Below are 22,027 nucleotides of genomic sequence, written 5' to 3'. Positions count from 1 at the left end.
TCGTCTTCAGCGAGGACCGCGTGAGCCATCTGCAGCCCGTGCCCTCCGGCCCCGAGGGGGAGCCGGAGGGTGCGGGTGCGCCCGAGCTCGGCACACTGCTGCGGAGCTCGGCGCGGGGCGACCAGGCCGCGTTCGCCCGGCTCTACGACGCCACCGCGCCCCGGGTCTACGGCCTGGTGCTGCGGGTGGTGCGCGACCCGGCGCAGGCCGAGGAGGTCACCCAGGAGGCGTACGTCGAGATCTGGCGCACCGCCGCCCGGTTCGACCCCGACCGCGGCAGCCCGCTGAGCTGGCTGCTCACCATCGCCCACCGCAAGGCGGTCGACCGCGTCCGGTCGGCCGAGGCGTCCTCGCGGCGGGAGACGACGTACCACCAGCAGGACCCGGTCCATGCGACCCCGCACGACTCCACCGCGGAGCAGGCGGAGACCTCGATGGAGGCCCGCCGGGTGCGGGACGCCCTGGGCCAGCTCACCGAGGTGCAGCGCGAGGCCATCGGCCTGGCCTACTTCGGTGGCTACACACACACGCAAGTGGCCGCGATGCTCGACCTCCCGGTCGGCACGGCCAAGACCCGCATCCGCGACGGCCTGATCCGGCTGCGGGACCATCTGGGAGTAGGAGGTGCAGGCCGATGACCAGCGAGATCCACGCGCTGTCGGGTGCCTACGCCGTCGGCGCGCTCGACGAGACCGAGCGGGCGCAGTTCGAGCGACACCTCGCCCAGTGCTCCGAGTGCCGCGCCGAGGTGGCCAGCCTGCGCGAGGCGGCGGCCGCCCTCGCCGACGACGGGGCCGTCGCGCCACCGCGGGCCCTACGCGACGCCGTACTCGCCGACATCGGCCGGGTGCGGCCGCTGCCGCCGGAGACCGACCGACGCAGCCCTGCGGCCTCGCGTCGGCTGCCGCTCCTCGTCGCCGCGGCCGTGCTGGCCGCCGTCGGCGTGGGGGTGGCGGTCACCGAGCCGTGGGACCGCTCGGACGGGACCAGCCAGCAGCAGCTGACCGCGAGCGAGCGGGTGCTGCGGGCGCCGGACGCCCAGGAGGTGTCGGTGCACCTGCCGGGCGGCGCGAGCGCCACCGTGACCCGGTCGGTGCGCGAGGGCCGCGCCGTCATCACCACCCACGACATGGACGCGCCCCCACCGGGCCGGGTCTACCAGCTGTGGCTGCAGCAGTCCGACGGCTCGATGACCGATGCGGGCCTGATGCCCGAGCGCGCCGACCAGACGATGCTGCTCGAGGGCGACGCGGCCGACGTCACCGGCGCAGGCATCACGGTCGAGCCCGCCGGCGGGTCGCCGCAGCCCACGAGCGACCCGATCGCGCTGTTCGACCTCTCGGGGTCGGCATGAGGGGAGCCGCGCCGCGCAGCGTGGCCGTCGTCGGATCCGGGGTCGCCGGGCTGACGGCGGCCTACGTCGCCTCCCGCACCGCCACGGTGACGCTCTTCGAGGCCGACGACCGGCTCGGCGGGCACGCCGACACCCACGAGGTCGCCACGCCCGACGGGCCGCTGGCGATCGACACCGGCTTCATCGTGCACAACGAGCGCACCTACCCCACGCTGCTGCGGCTCTTCGCCGAGCTCGGCGTCCGGACGCAGGACTCGGAGATGTCCATGTCGGTGCGCGACGACCGCACGGGCCGGGAGTACGCCGGCGCGCTGGGCCTGCGGGGGCTCTTCCCGACCCCGGCCAACCTGCACGACCCGGCGTACCTCGCGATGCTGACCGAGGTCCCGCGTTTCCACCGGCGCGCCCGGCGGCTGCTGCGCACCGAGGGCGCCGGCGCTGACCTCACCCTGCGCGACTTCCTGGCCCGCGGCCGGTTCAGCGACACCTTCGCCACAGACTTCATGGAGCCGCTCGTGGCGGCGGTGTGGTCGTGCGACCCGGCGATCGCGCTGGACTACCCCGCGCGCTACCTCTTCACCTTCCTGGACCACCACGGGATGCTCGGCGTCCTCGGGTCGCCGCAGTGGCGCACCGTGCTCGGCGGCTCGAGGGAGTATGTCCGGCGCGTGGCGGAGGCGGTCGGCGACGTCCGGCTCGGCGCGAAGGTCACCTCCGTGCTGGAGACGCCCGACGGGGTCGAGGTCACCGACGGCAACGGCCGGGTGACGCGCGTCGACGCCGTCGTGATCGCGACCCACCCCGGCCAGGCCCTCTCCATGCTCGCGCGCCCGACGCCCGCGCAGGCCGACGTGCTCGGGGCGATGCCGTACTCCACCAACCCGGCGCTGCTGCACACCGACACCTCCCTGCTGCCGCGCGCGGAGAACGCCCGGGCGTCGTGGAACTTCCGCCGCCGCGCCGACGGCGCGGACGGGGTGACCGTGACCTACGACCTGACCCGGCTGATGCGGCTGCCGGTCGGCGGCGACGGCACCCGCTACCTGGTCACCCTCGGCGGCGAGGACCTGGTCGACCCCGCAGGCGTGATCGACCGGATGGAGTACGCCCACCCCATCTACTCCCCCTCCTCGGTGGCCGCCCAGGGCCGGCTCGGCGAGTGCGACACCGACCGGATCGTGCTCGCGGGCGCCTACCACGGCTGGGGGTTCCACGAGGACGGCGCGCGCTCCGGCCTGGCCGCCGTACGCCGCCTCGGGCTGGACTGGCCCGCGCCGGACGCCCGCCGCGCCCTCGCCCGTCCGGGGCTCTACCGCACCACGATCCGGCACACCCGCCGCGCACCCCGCCGCCGCGACTTCACCCACGCCTCCCACACCTGGCTGGTCGACCTCGACGCGGTCCCCGACCACGGCCGGTTCGGCACCTTCGAGGCCCGCGACCACCTCGGCGACCCGGACCGCAGCATCCGCGAGAACGTCGAGGCGTTCCTCGCCCGGCACGACGTCGAGCTGGACGGCGGCCGGATCCTGATGGCCGCGCAGCCGCGGGCGCTCGGCTGGTGCTTCAACCCGATCAGCGTCTTCTGGTGCTTCCGCGGCGACGACCTGGCGGGCGTCGTGGTCGAGGTGCACAACACCTACGGCGACCGGCACGCCTACCTCGTCCACCCCGACGCGCAGGGGCGGTCGCGGACCGAGAAGCAGATGTACGTCTCGCCGTTCCACGGCGTCGACGGCCACTACGAGGTCGCCGTACCCCCACCGGTCTCCGACCCCGCCGGCGACGGCCCGGACCGGCTCGAGGTCGCGGTGACGCTCGTCCCCGGCGACTCGGGCGACGCCCGCTTCAGTGCCTCCCTGTCCGGCCGGCGCGTCGACGACGCGACCCGCTCGCAGGTACGGCGGGCCGCGCTCGCCTCCTGGCGCGGCTCGGCCCTCATCCACGCCCACGGCGTCTGGCTGTGGGCCCGGCGCCTGCCCGTCCGTCCCCGTCCCGCCCACACTCCCCAGGAGGGCGTCTCGCGATGACCATCACCCGCCCCACCCGCAGCGACGCGGTCCGGCCCTCCCTGGCGGACTGGCCGGGCCTGCACGAGCCCCCGACCGGGCTGCGCGCGGCGGCCGCCGCCCGGGTCGCCCGGGGCCTCTTCACCGCGGCGGTGAGCCGCCTGGAGGTGAGCGTCCAGGTCGACGGGCGGACCCTGGGCCGCGGCGGACCGGCGATGGTCGTGCACCGGCCCGAGGAGCTCTTCACCCGGATCGGCACCGACGGGCTGATCGGCTTCGGGGAGGCCTACCTCACCGGCGCCTGGGACGCCCCCGACCTGGGCGGCTTCCTCACCGTCCTCGCCGCGCGGATGGCCGACCTGGTGCCGCGCCCGCTGCAGCGCCTGCGCGGCCTCCACCTGGCGCGCCCGCCGCGGGCCGAGGAGAGCAGCGTCGACAACGCCCGCGACAACATCGCGCACCACTACGACCTGTCCAACGAGCTGTTCGCGACCTTCCTGGACCAGACCTACTCCTACTCCTCGGCGCTCTTCGCGACACCGGAGTCCTCGTGGGAGAGCCAGTCCCTGCAGCAGGCGCAGGAGCGGAAGATCGAGCGGCTGCTGGACGCGACCGGCGTCGGCGACGGCACCCGCGTCCTGGAGATCGGCACCGGCTGGGGCGAGCTGGCGATCCGTGCCGCCCAGCGGGGTGCGCGGGTGCACAGCATCACCCTCTCCTCAGAGCAGCAGGCGCTGGCCCGCGAGCGGATCGCCGCGGCCGGGGTCGCGGACCGGGTCGAGGTGGAGCTGCGCGACTACCGCGACGTCGCCGCCGACGGCGCCTACGACGTCGTGCTCAGCGTGGAGATGATCGAGGCCGTCGGCTACGACTACTGGCCGACGTACTTCACCACCATCGACCGGCTGCTCGCGCCCGGCGGGCGCGCCGGGATCCAGGCGATCACCATGCCGCACGACCGGATGCTGGCGACCCGGCACACCTGGACCTGGATCCAGAAGTACGTCTTCCCCGGTGGCTTCCTGCCCTCCGTCGAGGCGATCGAGCAGGTCACCCGCGAGCGGACGACCCTGCGGGTCACCGAGCGGACCGCGTTCGGCCGGCACTACGCCGAGACGCTGCGGCGCTGGGACGACGCCTTCCTCGCCGCCGCTGACCGGGTCGCCGCGCTCGGCTTCGACGAGACGTTCCGGCGGATGTGGCACTTCTACCTGGAGTACTCCCGCGCCGGGTTCGCGTCGGGGTACCTCGACGTGAGCCAGATCGTGCTGGAGCGGGAGGCGGCTCGTTGAGCGGGGTGGCGCCCCGGCTCGAGGAGGCCCTGCGCCCCGTGCTGCGCGGCGACCTGCCGGTGCGGCTCCGCGCGTGGGACGGGTCGTCGGCCGGGCCGGAGGACGCCCCCGTGGTCGAGCTGCGGTCGGCGGACGCCGTACGGCGCCTCCTGCGGCATCCGGGCGAGCTCGGCGCCGCGCAGGCCTATGTCACCGGCGAGCTCGACCTCCCCGCCGCGGACGGCGAGACCGCGACCGGGGCGATCGACCGGGCGCTCACGCACGCGTGGGCCGTCGCGGCCGACCGCGGGCTCGCCGGTCTGGGGCTCGGTTCTGCGGGCGCCCTGGTGCGGGCGCTGCGCGGGGCGATGGCGGCCACCGACCTCCGCATCGCCGACCTGGCGCGACCCCCGGCGCCGCCGGCGTCGCAGGCGCGGCTGTCCGGGCGACTGCACTCGGTGCGCCGGGACCGGAGCGCGATCAGCCACCACTACGACCTCTCCAACGAGTTCTACTCCCTCGTGCTGGACCCGCAGATGGGCTACTCCTGCGGCTACTACCCCGACGGCGCCCCGACCGGCGACCCGGTCGCGGCGCTGGAGCGGGGGCAGCGGGACAAGCTCGACCTGGTCTGCCGCAAGCTCGGGCTGGAGCCGGGGGCGCGGATGCTCGACGTCGGCTGCGGCTGGGGCTCGCTGTCCCTGCACGCCGCCGAGCACTTCGGCGCGCAGGTCGTCGGCGTCACGATCGCGGCCGAGCAGAAGGCCTTCATCGACGCGCGGATCGCCGAGCGCGGTCTCGGCGACCGGGTCGAGATCCGGCTGCAGGACTACCGCGCGGTCCCCGAGCGGGGCGTCTTCGACGCCGTCGGCTCGCTGGAGATGGGCGAGCACGTCGGGCAGGGCAACTACCCGGCCTATGTGCGGGTCCTGCACGACACCGTCCGCCCCGGCGGCCGGGTGCTGGTTCAGCAGATGTCCCGCACCGGCAGGCACCCCGGCGGCGGCCCGTTCATCGAGTCGTTCATCGCACCCGACATGCACATGCGCCCGCTCGCGCAGACCCTCGGCTTCCTGGAGGCCGGCGGGCTGGAGGTGCGCGACGTCCACGCGCTGCGGGAGCACTACGTGTGGACCGTCGACGGGTGGATCGCCAACCTGGAGAGGCACGCGCCGGAGCTGACCGCGCTCGTGGGCGAGGAGGTGCTGCGGGTGTGGCGGCTCTACCTCGCGGGCGGCTCGATGGCCTTCCGGGACGGCCGGATGGGCGTCGACCAGATCCTCATGGTCCGGCCCGGCGCACCCCACTCGCTGCCCCCGGGGCGGTCCTGGTGACCGCGTTCTTGCTCACGACCGCCGTGGCCGCGCTGGCCGTCGTACTCCTCATGGCCGGCACGGTCGCGTGGTCCCAGCGCACCGGCCGGGTCGCGGTCGTGGACGTGACGTGGGGTCTGGGGTTCGTGGTCGTCGCCCTCGTCGGCGCCCTCATGGGATGGGCGCTCGGGGAGGGGGAGCCGGCACGGCGCTGGCTCCTTGCCGGGCTGGCCGGGGCGTGGGGGCTCCGGCTGGCCTGGCACGTCCACCGGCGCTCGCGCGGCGCCGGCGAGGACCCGAGGTACGCCGCCCTCCTCGGGGACGGCGGTCTGCCCGCGGCGATCCGCAAGGTGTTCGTGCCCCAGGGGCTGGCGATCTGGCTGGTCTCGCTGCCGCTGCAGGCCGGCGCGGTGCTCGCGGTCGAGTGGTGGCCGGTGCTGTGGGCCGGGGTGGTCCTGTGGGTCGCCGGCCTGGCCTTCGAGGCCATCGGCGACGCTCAGCTGTCGGCGTACAAAGCGCAACCGCGCGAGTCCCGCCCGCCCGTCATGGACCGCGGCCTGTGGGGCTGGACCCGGCACCCGAACTACTTCGGCGACGCGGTCGTGTGGTGGGGGCTGTGGCTGGTCGGCGGCCTCGCCTCCGGCTGGCTGCCCGGCCTGCTCACCGTGATCGCCCCGATCGCGATGACCCACTTCCTGCGCAACGTCACCGGCGCCAAGCTCCTCGAGCAGACGATGTCCCAGCGCCCCGGCTGGTCCGCGTACGCCGCCCGCGTCCCCCTCTTCGTCCCCCGCCCGCCGAGTCGGCGCTAGTTCACCCCGAGTCGGCGCTACTTCACGCCCAGTCGGCTTAGGGTGAAGGGATGGCGCGGGAGCAGCCGGGAGCCGGTATGGACCGGGTGAGCGAGGCGTTCGCGGCCGTGCCGCGAGAGGGCTTCCTCCGCCAGCGGGACCGCCGGAGGGCCGAGCACGACGGCCCGATCGGCATCGGGCACGAGCAGACGAATTCCCAGCCGCGCACGGTCGCGGACATGCTGCGGCTCCTGGACGTCCGGGAAGGTCACCGGGTGCTGGACGTCGGCGCCGGCTCCGGCTGGACCACCGCGCTGCTCGCCCATCTCGTCGGCCCGAGCGGCGAGGTGTACGGCGTCGAGCTGGTGCCGGACCTCGCCGACTTCGGCCGGGAGAACCTCGCTCGCACCGGGCAGCCGTGGGCGAGCGTGACGACCGCGACCGAGGGCGAGCTCGGGCAGCCCGCGGGGGCGCCGTACGACCGCATCCTGGTCTCCGCCGAGCCCGACACCCTGCCCCGCGAGCTAGTGGACCAACTGGCCGACCCGGGGGTCATGGTGATCCCCGTGGCCGGTGTGATGCTCCGGGTGACCAACCCCGGCGCGCAGGTGACGCGGCACGGTCACTACCGCTTCGTCCCCCTGCGCTGACACCGAGAACCCGGCAGGATGGCCGACGTGAGCTACCCACCACCCATCTTCGACGGCACCACCGGCGAGGCGACCGCGCGCCGCGTCCCCGCGGACACCGAGCCGGCGATCGTCTACCCCAACGGCAACCGGGTCACCTACCTCTCCCGCGGCGAGCAGACCGGCGGCACCTACGGCCTCTACCGCTGGGAGTTCGCCGGCCCGCAGTCCGGCCCTGGCGCACACTTCCACCGCACCCTCACCGAGTCGTTCTACGTCCTCGACGGGACGGTCACGATCTACGACGGGCACGCGTGGGTGAAGTGTCGGCCCGGCGACTACGTGCACGTGCCGGCGGGCGGACTCCACGGCTTCCGCAACGAGGACGGCGCCGCGTCGATGCTGCTGCACTTCGCCCCCGGCGCCCCGCGGGAGCCGTACTTCGAGACCCTCGCCACCGGCGAGGTCGCGACCATGACGCCGCAGGAGTACGACGCGTTCATGGCCGAGCACGACAACTACTGGGTCGACTGACGCCGCGACCGATAGTCCCCCGGCCGCACCCCCACCAGTCGGACGAAGTCCCGGGTGAAGTGCGCCTGGTCGTACCACCCGAACCGATGCGCCAGATCCGTGAGCGTCTCGGGGCTCCCGGAGTCCAGCGTCGCCAGCAGGTCGTGCATCCGGTAGCGCCCGAGCACCCACTTGGGCGAAACCCCGACGTACGTCGCGAACAGCCGCTGCAGACTCCGCCCACTCACCCCGTGCCGCCGCTCCACCTCCGCGACGGTCATCAGATCGGGGTCGCCCAGCATGTCCGCGACGATCTCCAGCAGCAGCTCGTAGCGCTCGTCGGTGCGCGGCTCCATCAGGCGTACGGCGTCCTGGGCGGCCGCCCGCCACGAGGCCGGGTCGCCCCCAGGATCGATGCCGGAAAGAGCGTCGGCGACCGGCGCACCCACCACCGGCCGCGCCGGCAGGGTGCGGTCCCGCCAGTCGGCGGCCCGGCCACCGACGAGCGCCACCAGCCCTCCGGGCCGGAACTTCAGTCCCACCACCCACGAGTCGGCGTGCAGGTCGACGTCGAAGCGGCGAGTCACCACGCCGGTGAGGACCACCGGATCCGAGCCGACCTCCGGGCGGCGCCCCGACCCCCGCTCCACCGTCAGTGAGACCGCCGGATGCGGCAGCGTCTGACTGGCGAAGCGGACCCCGGGCGGCAGCTCCCAGCGGATGGACCAGACCAACTCCACCCACGGGGCGATGTCCGGGTCGGGCTCCCAGCGCTCGAGGGTGGCGTAGGAGGCTGGGCGGACACCCGCCGGTCACGCAAACAAGGAGCACCCATGGCATCGATCGCCGCACTCAAGATGGTCACCCTCGACAGCCGGGACGCCGAGGCCGACGCGGCCTTCTGGGCCGGCGTCCTGGGCTGGCAGGTCGCGCACTCGGAGCCGGCGTACGCCATGCTCGTCGGCCCCGACCACGCCCTGGGCTTCGGGACGGTGGAGGACTACGAGCCGCCGGCCTGGCCCAACGAGCACGGCAGCAAGCAGTTCCACCTCGACCTGGCCGTCGACGACCTGGCGGCGGCCGAGCAGGCGTGCGTCGAGCTCGGCGCAACCGTCGCGGACCCGCAGCCCGGCGAGACCTGGCGGGTGCTGCTGGACCCCAGCGGCCACCCGTTCTGCCTCACCTCCTCCGCCAACTGGTGATCAGCCTGGCCGGTCCACCCGCTCGGCGAGGTGGGACGGCGCCTGCCGGCAGTAGGAGTCGGTGAGCAGCTCGGCCAGCTCGTCCCAGTCGGTGTCGTCGTCGAGCAGGACGCCGACCGCGTCGCCCCCGACCACGAAGTAGGGGTCGCCGAGGTGGCGGAAGGCCATCACCTCGTCGGGGTCGGCGCGGAAGGTGATGCGGAACAGCTGGTCGTGCCCACCGAAGACGTGCGCGACGGTGCGTCCGGAGACCCGCCACCGGGTGCCCGTCCACGCATCCTCGCCGGCGCACCGGGGGAAGGCGGACAGGATCGCGTCCAGCCGCTGGACCCACTCCTCGGGGACCAGCGGGCGCTCGGGTCGGGCCATGCCACGAGCCTGTCACGGGTCACCGACAGCGGACGCGCGTGCGATGCTGCCCGGGTGAGCCTGGACGACCTGACCCGCAAGAAGGAGCGCCGCCACCGCGACCGGGAGGCGCTGGACGCGCTGCTCGACGAGCAGCTGGTCGGCACCCTCTCCACCGTCACCACCGACGGCGAGCCGTGGGCGGTGCCGATGCTCTTCGCCCGCGACGGCGACCGGCTCCTGCTGCACGGCTCGACCGGGGCCGGAGCGCTGCGGCATGTGGCCGACGACGCGCCGGCGGTCTTCTCCGTCTTCGCCGTCGACGCGTTGGTGCTGGCCACCTCCATGTTCGACCACTCTGCCAACTACCGCAGCGCCACGGTACGCGGCCGGCTGCAGCGCCTGGAGGGGGACGCGGCCTGGGCGGCCCTCGACCTGATCTCCGACGGCCTCATCCCCGGCCGTCGCGACGAGGTCGTCCCGATGACCGGCAAGGACGTCGCCGCGACCGTCGCGCTCGCGATGGAGATCGGCGACGACAACTGGATCCTCAAGGCCCGGACCGGCGGCGCCGACGAGGACCCCGAGCACCCGGAGATGTGGACCGGGGTGGTCCCGGTTGAGACGTCGTACGGCGACCCGCGGCCCTCGCCCGGAGCCGAGACCCTCCCCACCCCGCGATCCGTGCGGCGCCTGATCGAGCCTCAGTAGGACTTCGGCAGCCCCAGGCTGTGCATCGCCACGAAGTTGAGGATCATCTCCCGGCTCACGGGCGCGATCCGGCCCGCGCGGGCGGCGACCAGCAGCCCGGCCATGCCGTACTCCTGGGTGATCCCGTTGCCACCGTGGGTCTGCACGGCCCGGTCGACGGTGTCGCACGCGGCCTCCGCGGCGGCGTACTTCGCCATGTTGGCCGCCTCGCCCGCCGCCATATCGTCGCCGGACTCGTAGAGCGCCGCGGCCTTCTGCGTCATCAGCCGGGCCAGCTCGATCTCGATATGCGACTGCGCCAGCGGGTGCGCGACCGCCTGGTGCCCGCCGATCGGGCCGGCGAAGACGGTGCGCTCGCGGGCATAGCGGGACGCCGCGTCCAGTGCGTAGCGGGCCAGCCCGGTGGAGAACGACGCGGCCATGATCCGCTCGGGGTTGAGTCCGGCGAACAGCTGCACGAGCCCGGCGTCCTCGTCGCCGACCAGGGCGTCCGCGGGCAGCCGCACGTCGTCGAGGAAGACGCTGAACTGCTGCTCGGGGCTGACGATCTCCATCGCGATCGGCGATGCCTCGACCCCCTCGGCGTCGGTGGGCACGACGAACAGGCAGGGCTTGAGCTTGCCCGTCCGGGCGTCCTCCGTGCGCGCGACCACCAGCATGTTGGTCGCCTCGTCGACGCCGGAGATGTAGATCTTCCGGCCGTTGAGCACCCAGCCGTCGCCGTCGCGGCGCGCGGTGGTGGTGATGTTGTGGGAGTTGGTGCCGGCGTCCGGCTCGGTGATCGCGAACGCCATCGTGCCGGTGCCGTCGCAGATCCCGGGCAGCCAGCGCTGCTTCTGCTCCTCGGTGCCGTAGCGGGTGATCACCGTCCCGCAGATCGCCGGGCTCACCACCATCAGCAGCAGCGGGCAGCCCTGGGCGGCCAGCTCCTCGCAGACCGCCGCGACATCGCCGATGCCGCCCCCGCCGCCGCCGTACTCCTCGGGGATGTTGATGCCGAGGTAGCCGTTCTTGGCGACCTCCAGCCACAGCTCGGTGGTCTTCTCCCCCGCGCGCGCCCGCTCGGTGAACCACTCGCGGCCGTACTTGCCGGCGAGCTTGGCCACCGCCTTGCGCAGCTCGCGCCGCTCCTCGGTCTCCTGGAAGTCCGTCACTGCTGCTCCTCCTTGTCGGTGGTCGAGCCCTCTTCGGTGGTCGAGCCGTCTTCGGTGGTCGAGCCGTCTTCGGTGATCGAGCCGTCTTCGGTGGTCGAGCTTGTCGAGACCACCGCCAGCACCTCGCCGGCCGCGACCTGCGCACCGGGCTCCACGTTGACCTCGGCGACCGTGCCGGCCTGCGGCGCGGTCACCGTGTGCTGCATCTTCATCGCCTCCAGCACCAGCACCGGGGCGCCCTCCGCGACCTCGGCGCCCGGCTCGGCCAGCAGCCGCACCACGGTCCCGGGCATCGGCGCCAGCAGGCTGCCGGTGGCGTGCTGCAGCGCGGGGTCGGTGAACCGCGGCACCTGTGCACAAACTACGGAGGTATCGGGCCCGTCGACGTAGACCACCCGCGTGCGGGGTGCCCCCGGTGTCCGGGATACTCCGTGGATCGTGTCGCCGCGGTAGGTACGGCGCACCCCGTCGACCTCGAGCCGCACCTCGTCGGGGGTCGCCAGCAGCACGGTCGCCCCGTCCACGACGAACCCGTCCCGCGTGCCCCACCACTCGACGGCGGTCTCTTCGCCGCCGACCTCGAGCACCACCCGCTGCGGCTGGCTGGTCACGTTGCGCCACCCGGCGGGGATCCCCGCCTGGACGGTACGGCGACCCGCGTCGTCCGCGGCCAGCATCAGGCCGGCGGCCACCACCGCCCACGGGTCCGGCTGCGCCGGCCCGCCGAGGTCGCGCTCGCCCAGGAGCGCCGTGGTCATGGTGCCGGCGCGCACGTCCTCGTCAGCCAGGATCGCCAGCAGCTGGTCGCGGTTGGTGGTCACGCCGTGGATGCGGGCCCGGCGCAGTGCCCCGGCGAGCCGGCGCAGCGCCTGTTCGCGGGTGGGCGCCCAGCTGATCACCTTGGCCAGCATCGCGTCGTAGAACGGGGTCACCTCGTCGCCCGCGGCGAAGCCGGAGTCCAGCCGGACCCCCGCCGCGGGCAGCGGCCCGAAGGCCGCCTCGTGCGGGATGTCCAGGGCCACCACCGTGCCGGTCTGCGGGGTGTAGGCCGCGTCCTCGGCGTAGAGGCGCACCTCCACCGCATGCCCCCGCGGCTCGGCGACATCGGGCGGGGTGGTGGCGCCCTCCGCCACCTCCAGCTGCAGCTCGACGAGGTCGACGCCGAAGACCGCCTCGGTGACCGGGTGCTCGACCTGGAGCCGGGTGTTCATCTCCAGGAAGAAGAAGCGGTCGGCCGCGGGGTCGTAGAGGAACTCCACCGTCCCGGCGCCGCGATAGCCGATCGACTCCGCCGCCGCCCGGGCCGCCTCGTGCAGCGCCTTCCGGGTCGCCTCGGGCAACCGCGGAGCCGGCGCCTCCTCGACCACCTTCTGGTGGCGGCGCTGCACCGAGCAGTCGCGCTCGCCGAGGACCAGTACGCCGTCGGGATAGCCGACGACCTGGACCTCGACGTGCCGCCCGCGGGCGACGTACGGCTCGACGAAGACGGTGCCGTCGCCGAACGCGCTCTGCGCCTCCGCGGCCGCCGCGGCCACCTCGTCCTCCAGCCGGGCCAGCTCCTCGACCACCCGCATCCCGCGGCCGCCGCCGCCGGCGGAGGCCTTCACCAGCAGCGGCAGGTCGGCGTCGGTGGGCTCCTCGGGAGCCTCCAGCACGGGCACGCCGGCCTCGCGCATCAGCTCCTTCGCGCGCACCTTGGAGCCCATCGCCTCGATCGACTCCGGCGCCGGGCCGATCCAGGTCAGCCCCGCCGCCTCGACGGCGCGGGCGAACCCGGCGCTCTCGGAGAGGAAGCCGTAGCCCGGATGGATCGCGTCGGCGCCGGTGCTCGCGGCGGCCGCGAGGATCCGGTCGGTGTCCAGGTAGGTCTCGGCCGGACTGTTGCCCGGCAGCCGCACCGCGAGATCGGCCTCGCCGACGTAGGGCAGGCCCGCGTCGGCGTCGGAGTGGACGGCGACCGTCTCGATCCCGAGCCGGCGGCAGGTGGCGAAGACCCGCCGGGCGATCTCGCCGCGGTTGGCGACCAGCACTCGTGTCATCACAGTCGGAACACCCCGAATCCGTCCGCGCCCCGCACCGGGGTCCGGTTGATCACCGACAGGCAGATGCCCAGGATCGTGCGGGTGTCGCGCGGATCGATCACCCCGTCGTCGTAGAGCATCCCGGAGAGGAAGAACGGCAGGCTCTGCTCCTCCACGCTCGCCTCGACGAACTCGCGCATCGCGGCGTCCCCGGCCTCGTCGTACTCCTTGCCCTTGGCCTCCGCGGCCGCCCGGGCGACCAGCGACAGCACGCCGGCGAGCTGCTGCGGCCCCATCACCGCGGACTTCGCCGAGGGCCAGGTGAAGAGGAAGCGCGGGTCGTAGGCGCGACCGTTCATGCCATAGTTGCCCGCGCCGTAGGACGCCCCCATGATCACGCTCAGGTGCGGCACCGAGGAGTTCGAGACCGCGTTGATCATCTGGGCGCCGTGCTTGATGATCCCGCCCTGCTCATACTCCTTGCCGACCATGTAGCCGGTCGTGTTGTGCAGGAACAGCAGCGGGGTGTCGGCCTGGTTGGCGAGCTGGATGAACTGCGCGGCCTTCTGCGCCTCCTCGCTGAACAGCACCCCCTGCGCGTTGGCGAGGATCCCGACGGGGTGGCCGTGCAGCCGGGCCCAGCCGGTGACCAGGCTGCTGCCGTAGAGCGGCTTGAACTCGTCGAACGCCTGCCCGTTGGTCTCGCTGACGCCGTCGCAGATCCGGACGATCACCTCGCGCGGGTCGAACGGCTCCTTGAGGTCCGAGGGGATGAGGTCGAGCAGCTCCTCGGGGTCGGCGTCGGGCGGGGAGTACGCCGGCCCGGAGCGGCCGGCGGCCGCCGGCGCGCCCTGCTGACGGTTGAGCCGGGCGACGATCCGCCGGCCGATCCGCAGGGCGTCGTGCTCGTCCTCGGCGAGGTAGTCGGCCAGCCCGGAGACCCGCGCGTGCATCTCCGCGCCCCCGAGCGACTCGTCGTCGGACTCCTCGCCGGTCGCCATCTTCACCAGCGGCGGCCCACCGAGGAACACCTTGGCGCCGCCGCGGACGAAGACGGTGTAGTCGCTCATCCCGGGCACGTAGGCGCCGCCCGCGGTGGAGTTGCCGAAGACCAGCGCGATCGTCGGCTGCTTGCGCGCCGAGGCCCGCGTCAGGTCGCGGAAGAGCTTCCCTCCGGGGATGAAGATCTCCTTCTGCGTCGGCAGGTCCGCGCCGCCAGACTCGACCAGCGAGATCGTCGGGAGGCCGTTCTCCTCGGCGATCTGCGCGGCGCGGAAGACCTTCTTCACCGTCCACGGGTTCGACGCGCCGCCCTTGACCGTCGGGTCGTTGGCGGTGATGACGCACTCGGTGCCCTCGACCACGCCGATGCCGGTGACGACCGAGGCGCCGACGGTGAAGTCCGACCCCCAGCCGGCCAGCGGCGACAGCTCGAGGAACGCCGATCCGGGGTCGATGAGCAGCTCGATCCGCTCGCGCGGCAGCAGCTTGCCCCGCGCGCGGTGGCGCTCGACGTACTTGTCCCCGCCCCCGGCGACCGCCTTCGCGTGCTCGGCCTCGAGGTCGGCGAGCTTGGCATCCATGGCCTCGCGGTGGGTGGTGGTCATCGCTCCACCACCGCCTTCATCCGCTCCAGGGTGGTGCGCATCCCGGCGCGGTTGGTGCGCCCGCGCAGCGGCCCGAGCAGCAGCCAGTAGGCGCGCACCGGAAGGCTCGGCTCGAGCCGGAAGTACTCGGTCACCAGCGTCCCGCCGTCCCGCGGCTCCAGCCGGTAGCCCCAGTTGTTGACCGACATCGAGTCGCTGCCGACGCTGAACTCGAAGACCCGCTCCGGCTCGCAGGCGGTGACGGTGCACAGCGTCCAGTACGTCGGCCCGACGCCGTTGCGCTTCACGTGACCCTTGAACCGCGCGCCCACCGCCGGGCCGGTCGCGCCGCGGGTCCACCGCGCCTCGAAGGTCTCCGGGCTGAACTCGCCGATCCGGGTCACGTCGCTGACCAGGTCCCACACCTGTGGCACCGGCGCGTCCATCCACACCGACACCTCGTCCCCGAGCGGTCGCAGCAGCCTCATCGCGTCCCCTTCCCGTCGTAGCCCAGCAGCTTCGCCGCCAGGTCGGTCAGCACCTCGGTCGCCCCGCCGCCGATCGGCAGGATCCGCGCGTCGCGGTAGTGCCGCTCCACCTCGATCCCGTGGAGGTAGCCCATGCCGCCGAAGAGCTGGACCGCCTGGTCGCAGACGTAGGTCGCGGCGTCGCACGCGGTCTGCTTGGCCAGGCACGCCTCCGCCACCGCCAGCTCCCCGGCGAGGTGCCGCTCGACGACGTGGTGGGTGTAGGTACGGGCCACCTCGACCTGGCGGTGCATCTCGACCAACCGGTGCCGCACGACCTGACGGTCCGCGAGCGGACGCCCGAAGGTCTCGCGGCCCTTCGCGTGCTCGGCGGTCAGCGCGAGGGCGCGGCCGGCGATGCCGTAGCCGTGCACGGCGAGGGCGATCCGCTCGACCACGAACTGCTCGGCGATCTGGGCGAAGCCGGCGTTCTCCTCGCCGACCAGGTTGCGCGCCGGCACCCGGGCCTCGGTGAAGGTGAGCTCGGCGGTGTCGGAGCAGTGCCAGCCCATCTTGGCCAGGCTGCGGTCCACGGTGAAGCCGGGCGTGTCCTGGTCGATGACTAGCAGGCTGATGCCGCCCGCTCCCGGGCCGCCAGTGCGGACCGCGGTGGTGACGAAGTCGGCGCGCACGCCACTGGTGATGAAGGTCTTGGCCCCGTTGACGACGTAGTGGTCGCCGTCGCGGACCGCGCGGGTGGTGATCGCCGAGACGTCCGACCCGCCGCCGGGCTCGGTGACCGCGAGGCTGCCGATCGTCTCGCCGGCCAGTGTGGGGCGGACGTAGCGGTCGACCAGGTCGGCGTTGCCGCTGGCGGCGATGTGCGGGAGCGCGATGCCGCTGGTGAAGAGGCCGGCCATCAGCCCGCTGGACGCGCCGGCGGCGAACATCGCCTCCTGCATCGCGACGCTGTCGGCCAGGTCGCCGCCCGAGCCGCCGACCTCCTCGGGGAAGGCGACTCCCAGCAGCCCCTGCTTCCCCGCGGCTGCGTGCAGGGCGCGGGGGATCTCGCCTGCGTCCTCCCACTCCTGGAGGTACGGCGCGACCTCACGCCGCACGAACTCGGTCGCGGTCTCCCGCAGCGCATTCCGCTCCTCGGTCACAGCAGCTCCTCCGGGATCTCGACATGGCGCGAGCGGACCCACTCGCCGAGCGCTTTGGCCTGCGGGTCGAAGCGGGTGGACGCCGCGACCCCCTCGCCCAGCAGCCCGCGCAGCAGCACGTTCACCCCGCCCAGGTTGGGCAGTGGGTGCACCTCGACCTCGAGGTCGGCCGCCTCCGGCACGAGCTCGCGGACCCGTTCCGGGGTGACCAGACCCAGCAGCCAGGCCACCCGACGCTCGCGCTCCGGGTGCCCGTCGTTCGCGACCCACAGTCCGAGGTTGGCGTCGCCGCCCTTGTCGCCGGAGCGGGCGTGCACGAAGGTGCCCAGCGGGAGCCGTCGGGTCGGGCCGTCCGGCGCCTCCGTCTCGGAGACGCACTGGCAGAACTCGTCGACCGGCGCCTCGCTGAGCGTGGCCGGGTCGTCGATCACGGACTTCTGCCCGCGCGTCTCCGCGACGTGCCGGACCGCCGACCGGGGGACGTAGGCAGGCCGGTAGACGCCGTAGGGCGTGGCCGGGCTCGGCGGGCCGGTCAGGGTGAAGCCGGGGTAGGACGCGAGCGCGAGCGCGACCAGCGGAGCGGTGAGTCCCTTGCCGGCCACGTCGGGCGAGGGGTCGCGCACCGTGCACCGCAGCAGGCAGGAGGCGCCCTCCTCGGTGTCGGCGTCCGGCGCGGGGAGCGGCGTGAGGGTCCAGTCGACCGAGGCCGGCACCTGGTCGCCCCAGGCAGCCTCGAGCTGGCGGCGCACCCAGTCGGCCTTGGCCGGGATGTCCAGGCCGGTGAGGACCAGTTCGACGGAGTTGCGGAAGCCGCCGAGCTCGTTGACCGCGACCTTGAGCTCGGCCGGGGGCGCGGAGCCGCGGACACCGTCGATCGCGACCCGCCCGGGGCCGGCATCGGAGAGCCGGATCGAGGCGAGGTCGGTGGTGACGTCGGGGTTGAGGTAGTGCCGCCCCCGGATCTCGTACAGCAGCTGCGCGGTCACGGTGTCCACGTTGACCGTGCCGCCGGTGCCGGGGTGCTGGGTGATCACCGAGCTGCCGTCGGCGGCGATCTCGGCGAGCGGGAAGCCGAGCGGCCGGCCCCGTCCGGGCAGGTCGAGGAAGCCGGAGAAGTTGCCGCCGGTGGCCTGGCAGCCGCACTCCAGCACGTGCCCGGCGACCACGGCGCCGGCCAGGGCGTCGTGGTCCTCGGGGGTCCAGCCGAAGTGCGCCACGCCCGGGCCGACGACCAGTGAGGCGTCGGTGACCCGCCCGGTCACGACCACGTCGGCGCCGTCGGAGAGCAGCCGCGCGATGCCGAAGCCGCCGAGGTAGGCGTTCGCGGTGAGCGCCGCCTCGAAGCCGAGCTCGCCGGCCCGGTCGCGCAGGTCGTCGCCGGCGACGTACCCGATCGCCGGGTCCAGCCCGAGCCCGCGCGCGACCTCCTCCAGCCGCTCCACGAGCCCGGCGGGGTTGAGCCCGCCGGCGTTCGCGACGATCCGCACGCCGCGCTCCAGGGCCAGACCCAGGCAGTCCTCGGCCTGCCGTACGAAGGTCCGGGCGTAGCCCAGCGAGGGGTCCTTCATCGTGTCCTTGCCCAGGATGAGCATGGTCAGCTCGGCGAGATAGTCGCCGGTGAGCACGTCCAGGGGGCCGCCCTCCAGCATCTCGCGCATCGCGGAGAGCCGGTCGCCGTAGAACCCCGAGCAGTTGCCGATCCGCAGGTCAGCCACACCGCTCCCTCCCCGCGCCCGGAGGTCCGGCGAACGCCTGGGCGATGCCCAGCCACCGCTCCGCGTCCGCGCCGGTCGCGGTCAGGGCCGTGTCGTCGCGGTGCACGCGCTGGGTGACCAGGCGGCAGAAGTCGTACGCCGGCCCCGCGACGCGCTGGGCCGCCTCCTCCGGTCCCCACGTCCAGACCTCGCCGGACGGCGCGGTCAGCTCGACCCGGAACTCCTCGGCCGGGGGCTCCAGGTCACGGGTGGCGAAGGCGAAGTCGCGGGTCCGCACGCCCAGGTGCGCAACGTGCCGGATCCGGTCGGTCGGCTCCGGCTCGGCGCCGAGCGCCTCGTGCACGTCGAGGGAGTGCGCCCAGGTCTCCATGAAGCGCGCGGTCGCCATCGACGTCGGCGACATCGGCGGGCCGAACCACGGCAGCCGCTTGCCGGGGGGTACGGCGGCCAGCGCGGCCGCCAGCGCGGCGCGCGCGTCCCGCCACCGGGCCAGCAGGTCCGCGGGCGGTACGGCTCCTCCCTCCAGGGCGCCGCGGTCCACGAAGCCCTCGGCGTCCTCGATCGCGGCCAACACGTGCGCGTCCCAGGCCTGCTTGTCGGTGGCGGCGGCCAGCGCGACCTCGTCGGTCCAGGCAAGGTGCGCCACCTGGGTCGCGACGTCCCAGCCGGGCGCCGGGGTCGGTCGCCGCCACTCCTCCTCGGGCAAAGGCGCCACCAGTGCCTCGAGCCGCTCCCCCTCGGCGGCGAGGTCGTCGAGGACGTCGGACAGCGTGGTCATCGGGCCTCCTGGAAGCGCGCGTCGAGGGTGCGCGCCCACTCGTCGAGGATCCGGTTCCGTCGACGGCGGTCGTCGCTGATCGTGTCGGCCAGCCCGAGGCCGCGGACCAGGTCCAAGGTGGCTTGGACCAGCTCGCGGTTCCCCGGCACCGACTCGTCCACGCCGAGCGCCTCGACGGTCAGCCGGTGGGTCTCGCGGCCGATCCGCTGCTCCAGCGGGGAGACGGCGGCGAGCAGCGAGGGGTCGGTGCGCGCGGCGACCCAGAGCTCCAGAGCGGCGGTGAAGACCGGGGAGCTGAAGTGGTCGCCGAGCATCCGCAGCACCGCGCGGGTCCGCCCGCGCCGCGGCAGCGCGGCGAACGCCTGCTCCAGCTCGGCGCCGCGGACGGCGGTCAGGTGCTCGACCGCGGCGACGACGAGGTCGTTCTTGGTCGGGAAGTGGTGCAGCTGCGCCCCCCGCGACACGCCCGCGCGCTCGCTGACCAGCGTGGTCGAGGTGCCCGCGAACCCGCGCTCGATCAGCAGCTCCACCGTCGCGTCCAGGAGCCGGGCGCGCATGACCCGCGTCCGCTCCTCCTGGGGTACCCGCACCGTGGCCACACCTGGATCGTTCCCGACCACGAACAAACAGTCAAGCCTGCCTTTTTCTGTCCAGTCGGCGCTTGTTGACGCCCAGTCGGCGCTACTTCACCGCGAGTCGGCGCTTGTTCACCCCGCGAGCAGGCGGAGCGTCTCCTCGCGGGCGGGCGCGGCGTCCGCGTCGGCCCCGGTGCGCGCACCGGCGACCGGATGGATCATCACCTCGTCCACGCCGTACTGCTCGGCCATCGCGGCGACCTGCTCGCGCGCGGAGGCCGGGTCGCCGATCACCCAACGGCCGAGCATGGCGTCGAGCAGACCCTGATGCGCCGGGGGTACGTCGACCTGCTCGGCCTCCTCGACCAGACGCTGGGCCACCATCGGGCCACCTGTGCGCAGGGCGAGCATCTGCAGCGCGTTCGGCAGCGCCAGGGCCTCCGCCTCCGCGCGCGTCTCGGCAACGACTGCGTTCACGGTGAGGAAGGTGCGCGGCTCGGGACACGTCTCGCTGGGCCGGAACTCGTTGCGGTAGAGCGCCAGCGCCTCCGCCGTACCCTGCCCGGAGAAGTGGTGGGCGAAGACGTAGGGCAGGCCCTTCTGCGCGGCCAGTCGGGCGGAGTAGTCCGACGAGCCGAGCAGCCAGACCTCCGCTTCGGAGCGGGCCTGCGGAGTGGCGCGCAGCTCGTAGGTCTGCCGGGGCAGCTGGATCGCGGCGCCGTCGGCGGCCATCATCGTGCGCACCTGGTCGACGTACTCCGGGAACTGCTGGACCGCCTGGTCGCCGGTGTGCGCGCCGCCGCCCTGGCGCAGCGCCCACGAGGTGACCGGGTCCGAGCCGGGCGCGCGGCCGATGCCGAGGTCGATCCGGTCGGGGAAGGCGGCTTCGAGCAGCGCGAACTGCTCGGCGACCACCAGCGGCGGGTGGTTCGGCAGCATCACGCCGCCGGAGCCGACCCGCATGCGCGTGGTGACGCCCGCGACCATCCCGATCAGCACCGGCGGGTTGGTCGCGGCGACCGCGGGCATGTTGTGGTGCTCGGCCAGCCAGTAGCGGTGGTACCCCGCATCCTCGGCGACCTTCGCCAGCCGCAGCGTGGCGCGCAGTGCGTCGCCGGTGGCCTGGTCGGAGCGGACGGGCACGAGGTCGAGCACGGAGAGCGTCGGGAAGTCAGTCACAGGGGGACAACGCGGTCTCGGCCCGATCTCATCCGGATCGCTCGACAAATCTGCCGGGCTCCTCGCCGGACGGGGGCCGCGGCGCCTAGCCTCGCAGGCATGCTGCTGGAGGTCATCGTGACCGGGCCCGAGGACGCCGAGGCCGCGACCGCGGGAGGCGCCGACCGGCTCGAGCTCGTCGGCGAGCCGGAGCGCGGCGGGATGACGCCGTCGGCCTCCGTGGTGCGGTCGGTCCTCGCGGCAACGGCCCTACCGGTGCGGGTGATGGTCCGGCGCCAGGAGGCGCATGTCCTGGGTCGCCCGGAGATCGACGATCTGGTCCGCGACGTCGACACCCTGGACGCCGCCGAGCTCGTGTGCGGGGCCGCCCGGCCGGACGGCACCCCCGATATCGACGCGCTCGCGCCCGTGGTTGAGGCGATCGCGGGTCGGCCCTGGACCTTCCACCGCGCCATCGACAGTGCCCCGGACCTGCCCACGGCCGTGCGCGACGTGCTCGCACTTCCGGGCTGCGACCAGGTGCTGACCGCGGGCGATCCGGCCGGTGTGGAGGCAGGAGTACGTCGGCTCCGCGAGCTGCTCGCCCGGGCGGCCGTGCCGGTGGACGCGGTCCTGGTCGGGGGCGGGGTCACCGAGGAGAACCTGGGCGACGTCCTCGCCGCGGGGGCGCATCATGTGCACGTCGGCCGCAGCGTCCGTCGCGAAGGCGCCTGGTCGGGCGCCGTACTCCCCGAGCTCGTCGCGCGGCTCGCAGCCGACCTGCGCGGGTCATGACGCAAGCCGTTCGGCATTCAACAAGTGTCAGTACGGCGCCCCGCCGCTAGCCTCAGCCCCACCATTCACTCCTGCCTCTCGGAAAGGGGCCCGCCATGTCCTACGAACCTCCTCCGCCCCAGGACCCCTACGGCCAGCCGGGCTCCTACGGCCAGCCCCAGACCGGCTCTTCCTCGTCTCCGGGATTCTTCGGCGCCCTCTTCGACTTCAAGTTCGAGCACTTCATCACGCCGATGATCGTCAAGGTGGTCTACATCCTGACGCTGGTCTTCCTGGTGCTCGGGTGGCTGTTCTACGTCATCTTCGCCTTCTCGCAGAACTCCGCCGCGGGCCTGGCGGTCCTGCTCCTCGGACCGATCGTGCTCGTGCTCTACCTGGCCTTCATCCGGATGACGCTGGAGTTCTACCTGGCCATCGTGCGGATGAGCCAGGACATCCACCAGCGCCTGCCCCGCGCCTGACCCGGCGGTCGTG

Annotated in this window: 23 protein-coding genes and 1 pseudogene; 12 read left to right on the top strand and 12 right to left on the bottom strand. The window is 73.7% G+C overall.

Annotated elements, in window-relative coordinates; translation table 11 throughout:
* Positions 1-20 precede the first annotated feature (20 nt).
* Genes sigK through K8W59_RS00825 form a run of 8 tightly spaced genes read left to right on the top strand, consistent with a single transcriptional unit; the run spans position 21 to position 7,901 of the window.
* On the top strand, positions 21-638 hold the full coding sequence (gene sigK, locus K8W59_RS00865) for an ECF RNA polymerase sigma factor SigK (protein WP_223396890.1): 618 nt from the start codon (positions 21-23) through the stop codon (positions 636-638).
* Entirely contained in the window at positions 635-1,354 is a 720-nt protein-coding gene (locus K8W59_RS00860; protein WP_223396889.1) for an anti-sigma factor, read from the top strand. The genes sigK and K8W59_RS00860 overlap by 4 nt, the downstream gene beginning before the upstream one ends.
* On the top strand, positions 1,351-3,384 hold the full coding sequence (locus tag K8W59_RS20095; protein ID WP_263283271.1) for an FAD-dependent oxidoreductase: 2,034 nt from the start codon (positions 1,351-1,353) through the stop codon (positions 3,382-3,384). Before K8W59_RS00860 ends, K8W59_RS20095 begins: the two co-directional genes overlap by 4 nt.
* On the top strand, positions 3,381-4,655 hold the full coding sequence (locus K8W59_RS00845; protein WP_223396888.1) for an SAM-dependent methyltransferase: 1,275 nt from the start codon (positions 3,381-3,383) through the stop codon (positions 4,653-4,655). The genes K8W59_RS20095 and K8W59_RS00845 overlap by 4 nt, the downstream gene beginning before the upstream one ends.
* A 5-nt stretch (positions 4,656-4,660) precedes the next feature.
* Complete coding sequence (locus tag K8W59_RS00840; RefSeq protein ID WP_223400003.1) at positions 4,661-5,968, top strand: SAM-dependent methyltransferase; 1,308 nt, start codon at positions 4,661-4,663, stop codon at positions 5,966-5,968.
* Positions 5,965-6,759 (top strand): DUF1295 domain-containing protein, encoded by a 795-nt coding sequence (locus K8W59_RS00835; RefSeq protein WP_223396887.1) that lies wholly within the window; start codon positions 5,965-5,967, stop codon positions 6,757-6,759. Before K8W59_RS00840 ends, K8W59_RS00835 begins: the two co-directional genes overlap by 4 nt.
* 50 nt (positions 6,760-6,809) lie before the next feature.
* Positions 6,810-7,388: a protein-L-isoaspartate O-methyltransferase family protein gene (locus K8W59_RS00830; RefSeq protein WP_223396886.1), complete on the top strand. Its 579-nt coding sequence runs from the start codon at positions 6,810-6,812 to the stop codon at positions 7,386-7,388.
* A 27-nt stretch (positions 7,389-7,415) separates the two neighbouring features.
* Complete coding sequence (locus K8W59_RS00825; protein ID WP_223396885.1) at positions 7,416-7,901, top strand: cupin domain-containing protein; 486 nt, start codon at positions 7,416-7,418, stop codon at positions 7,899-7,901.
* Here the strand turns inward: K8W59_RS00825 and K8W59_RS20260 are convergent.
* Positions 7,886-8,161 (bottom strand): helix-turn-helix domain-containing protein, encoded by a 276-nt coding sequence (locus K8W59_RS20260; protein WP_317846336.1) that lies wholly within the window; start codon positions 8,159-8,161, stop codon positions 7,886-7,888. The genes K8W59_RS00825 and K8W59_RS20260 overlap by 16 nt on opposite strands.
* Before the next feature lie 192 nt (positions 8,162-8,353).
* Positions 8,354-8,641 (bottom strand): annotated as a pseudogene (locus K8W59_RS20255) (DUF6597 domain-containing transcriptional factor); the annotation flags it as partial.
* Between the two features lie 72 nt (positions 8,642-8,713).
* Between K8W59_RS20255 and K8W59_RS00815 the strand changes: the two are divergent.
* Positions 8,714-9,082: a VOC family protein gene (locus K8W59_RS00815; protein WP_223396883.1), complete on the top strand. Its 369-nt coding sequence runs from the start codon at positions 8,714-8,716 to the stop codon at positions 9,080-9,082.
* Here the strand turns inward: K8W59_RS00815 and K8W59_RS00810 are convergent, their stop codons facing one another.
* The gene (locus tag K8W59_RS00810; protein ID WP_223396882.1) at positions 9,083-9,451 is read right to left on the bottom strand and encodes an MmcQ/YjbR family DNA-binding protein; all 369 of its coding nucleotides are present in this window, start codon (positions 9,449-9,451) and stop codon (positions 9,083-9,085) included.
* Positions 9,452-9,505: 54 nt separating this feature from the next.
* Between K8W59_RS00810 and K8W59_RS00805 the strand changes: the two genes are divergently transcribed.
* Positions 9,506-10,141: a pyridoxamine 5'-phosphate oxidase family protein gene (locus K8W59_RS00805; protein ID WP_223396881.1), complete on the top strand. Its 636-nt coding sequence runs from the start codon at positions 9,506-9,508 to the stop codon at positions 10,139-10,141.
* Here the strand turns inward: K8W59_RS00805 and K8W59_RS00800 are convergent.
* The 9 genes from K8W59_RS00800 to K8W59_RS00760 form a co-directional block, all read right to left on the bottom strand.
* Positions 10,135-11,295, bottom strand: coding sequence for an acyl-CoA dehydrogenase family protein (locus tag K8W59_RS00800; protein ID WP_223396880.1), 1,161 nt, complete (start codon positions 11,293-11,295; stop codon positions 10,135-10,137). The two genes, K8W59_RS00805 and K8W59_RS00800, sit on opposite strands and share 7 nt — an antisense overlap.
* On the bottom strand, positions 11,292-13,334 hold the full coding sequence (locus tag K8W59_RS00795) for an ATP-binding protein (protein WP_223396879.1): 2,043 nt from the start codon (positions 13,332-13,334) through the stop codon (positions 11,292-11,294). Before K8W59_RS00795 ends, K8W59_RS00800 begins: the two co-directional genes overlap by 4 nt.
* Positions 13,334-14,923, bottom strand: a complete 1,590-nt coding sequence (locus tag K8W59_RS00790) for an acyl-CoA carboxylase subunit beta (protein WP_223396878.1) — start codon at positions 14,921-14,923, stop codon at positions 13,334-13,336. Before K8W59_RS00790 ends, K8W59_RS00795 begins: the two co-directional genes overlap by 1 nt.
* Positions 14,920-15,390 (bottom strand): SRPBCC family protein, encoded by a 471-nt coding sequence (locus K8W59_RS00785; RefSeq protein WP_223396877.1) that lies wholly within the window; start codon positions 15,388-15,390, stop codon positions 14,920-14,922. The genes K8W59_RS00790 and K8W59_RS00785 overlap by 4 nt, the downstream gene beginning before the upstream one ends.
* On the bottom strand, positions 15,387-16,532 hold the full coding sequence (locus tag K8W59_RS00780; RefSeq protein WP_223396876.1) for an acyl-CoA dehydrogenase family protein: 1,146 nt from the start codon (positions 16,530-16,532) through the stop codon (positions 15,387-15,389). Before K8W59_RS00780 ends, K8W59_RS00785 begins: the two co-directional genes overlap by 4 nt.
* A complete protein-coding gene (locus K8W59_RS00775) occupies positions 16,529-18,247 on the bottom strand; it encodes an acyclic terpene utilization AtuA family protein (RefSeq protein ID WP_223396875.1) in 1,719 nt (572 codons plus the stop codon). Before K8W59_RS00775 ends, K8W59_RS00780 begins: the two co-directional genes overlap by 4 nt.
* Positions 18,240-19,025, bottom strand: a complete 786-nt coding sequence (locus K8W59_RS00770) for a TIGR03084 family metal-binding protein (protein WP_223396874.1) — start codon at positions 19,023-19,025, stop codon at positions 18,240-18,242. Before K8W59_RS00770 ends, K8W59_RS00775 begins: the two co-directional genes overlap by 8 nt.
* Positions 19,022-19,624 (bottom strand): TetR/AcrR family transcriptional regulator, encoded by a 603-nt coding sequence (locus tag K8W59_RS00765; protein WP_223396873.1) that lies wholly within the window; start codon positions 19,622-19,624, stop codon positions 19,022-19,024. Before K8W59_RS00765 ends, K8W59_RS00770 begins: the two co-directional genes overlap by 4 nt.
* Before the next feature lie 108 nt (positions 19,625-19,732).
* Positions 19,733-20,779, bottom strand: a complete 1,047-nt coding sequence (locus tag K8W59_RS00760) for an LLM class flavin-dependent oxidoreductase (RefSeq protein WP_223396872.1) — start codon at positions 20,777-20,779, stop codon at positions 19,733-19,735.
* 99 nt (positions 20,780-20,878) lie between these two features.
* Here K8W59_RS00760 and K8W59_RS00755 point away from each other — a divergent pair, with 99 nt between their 5' ends.
* Together K8W59_RS00755 and K8W59_RS00750 are read left to right on the top strand one after the other, a co-directional pair.
* Positions 20,879-21,553, top strand: a complete 675-nt coding sequence (locus K8W59_RS00755) for a copper homeostasis protein CutC (protein ID WP_223396871.1) — start codon at positions 20,879-20,881, stop codon at positions 21,551-21,553.
* Between the two features lie 95 nt (positions 21,554-21,648).
* Entirely contained in the window at positions 21,649-22,014 is a 366-nt protein-coding gene (locus tag K8W59_RS00750; protein ID WP_223396870.1) for a DUF4282 domain-containing protein, read from the top strand.
* The last annotated feature ends 13 nt before the right edge of the window (positions 22,015-22,027 follow it).

This window comes from Nocardioides rotundus (assembly GCF_019931675.1).
GTDB classification, from domain to species: domain Bacteria; phylum Actinomycetota; class Actinomycetes; order Propionibacteriales; family Nocardioidaceae; genus Nocardioides; species Nocardioides rotundus.
The sequence above is the reverse complement of the archived record's forward strand: the minus strand, read 5'-3'. Positions and strand labels throughout refer to the sequence as shown.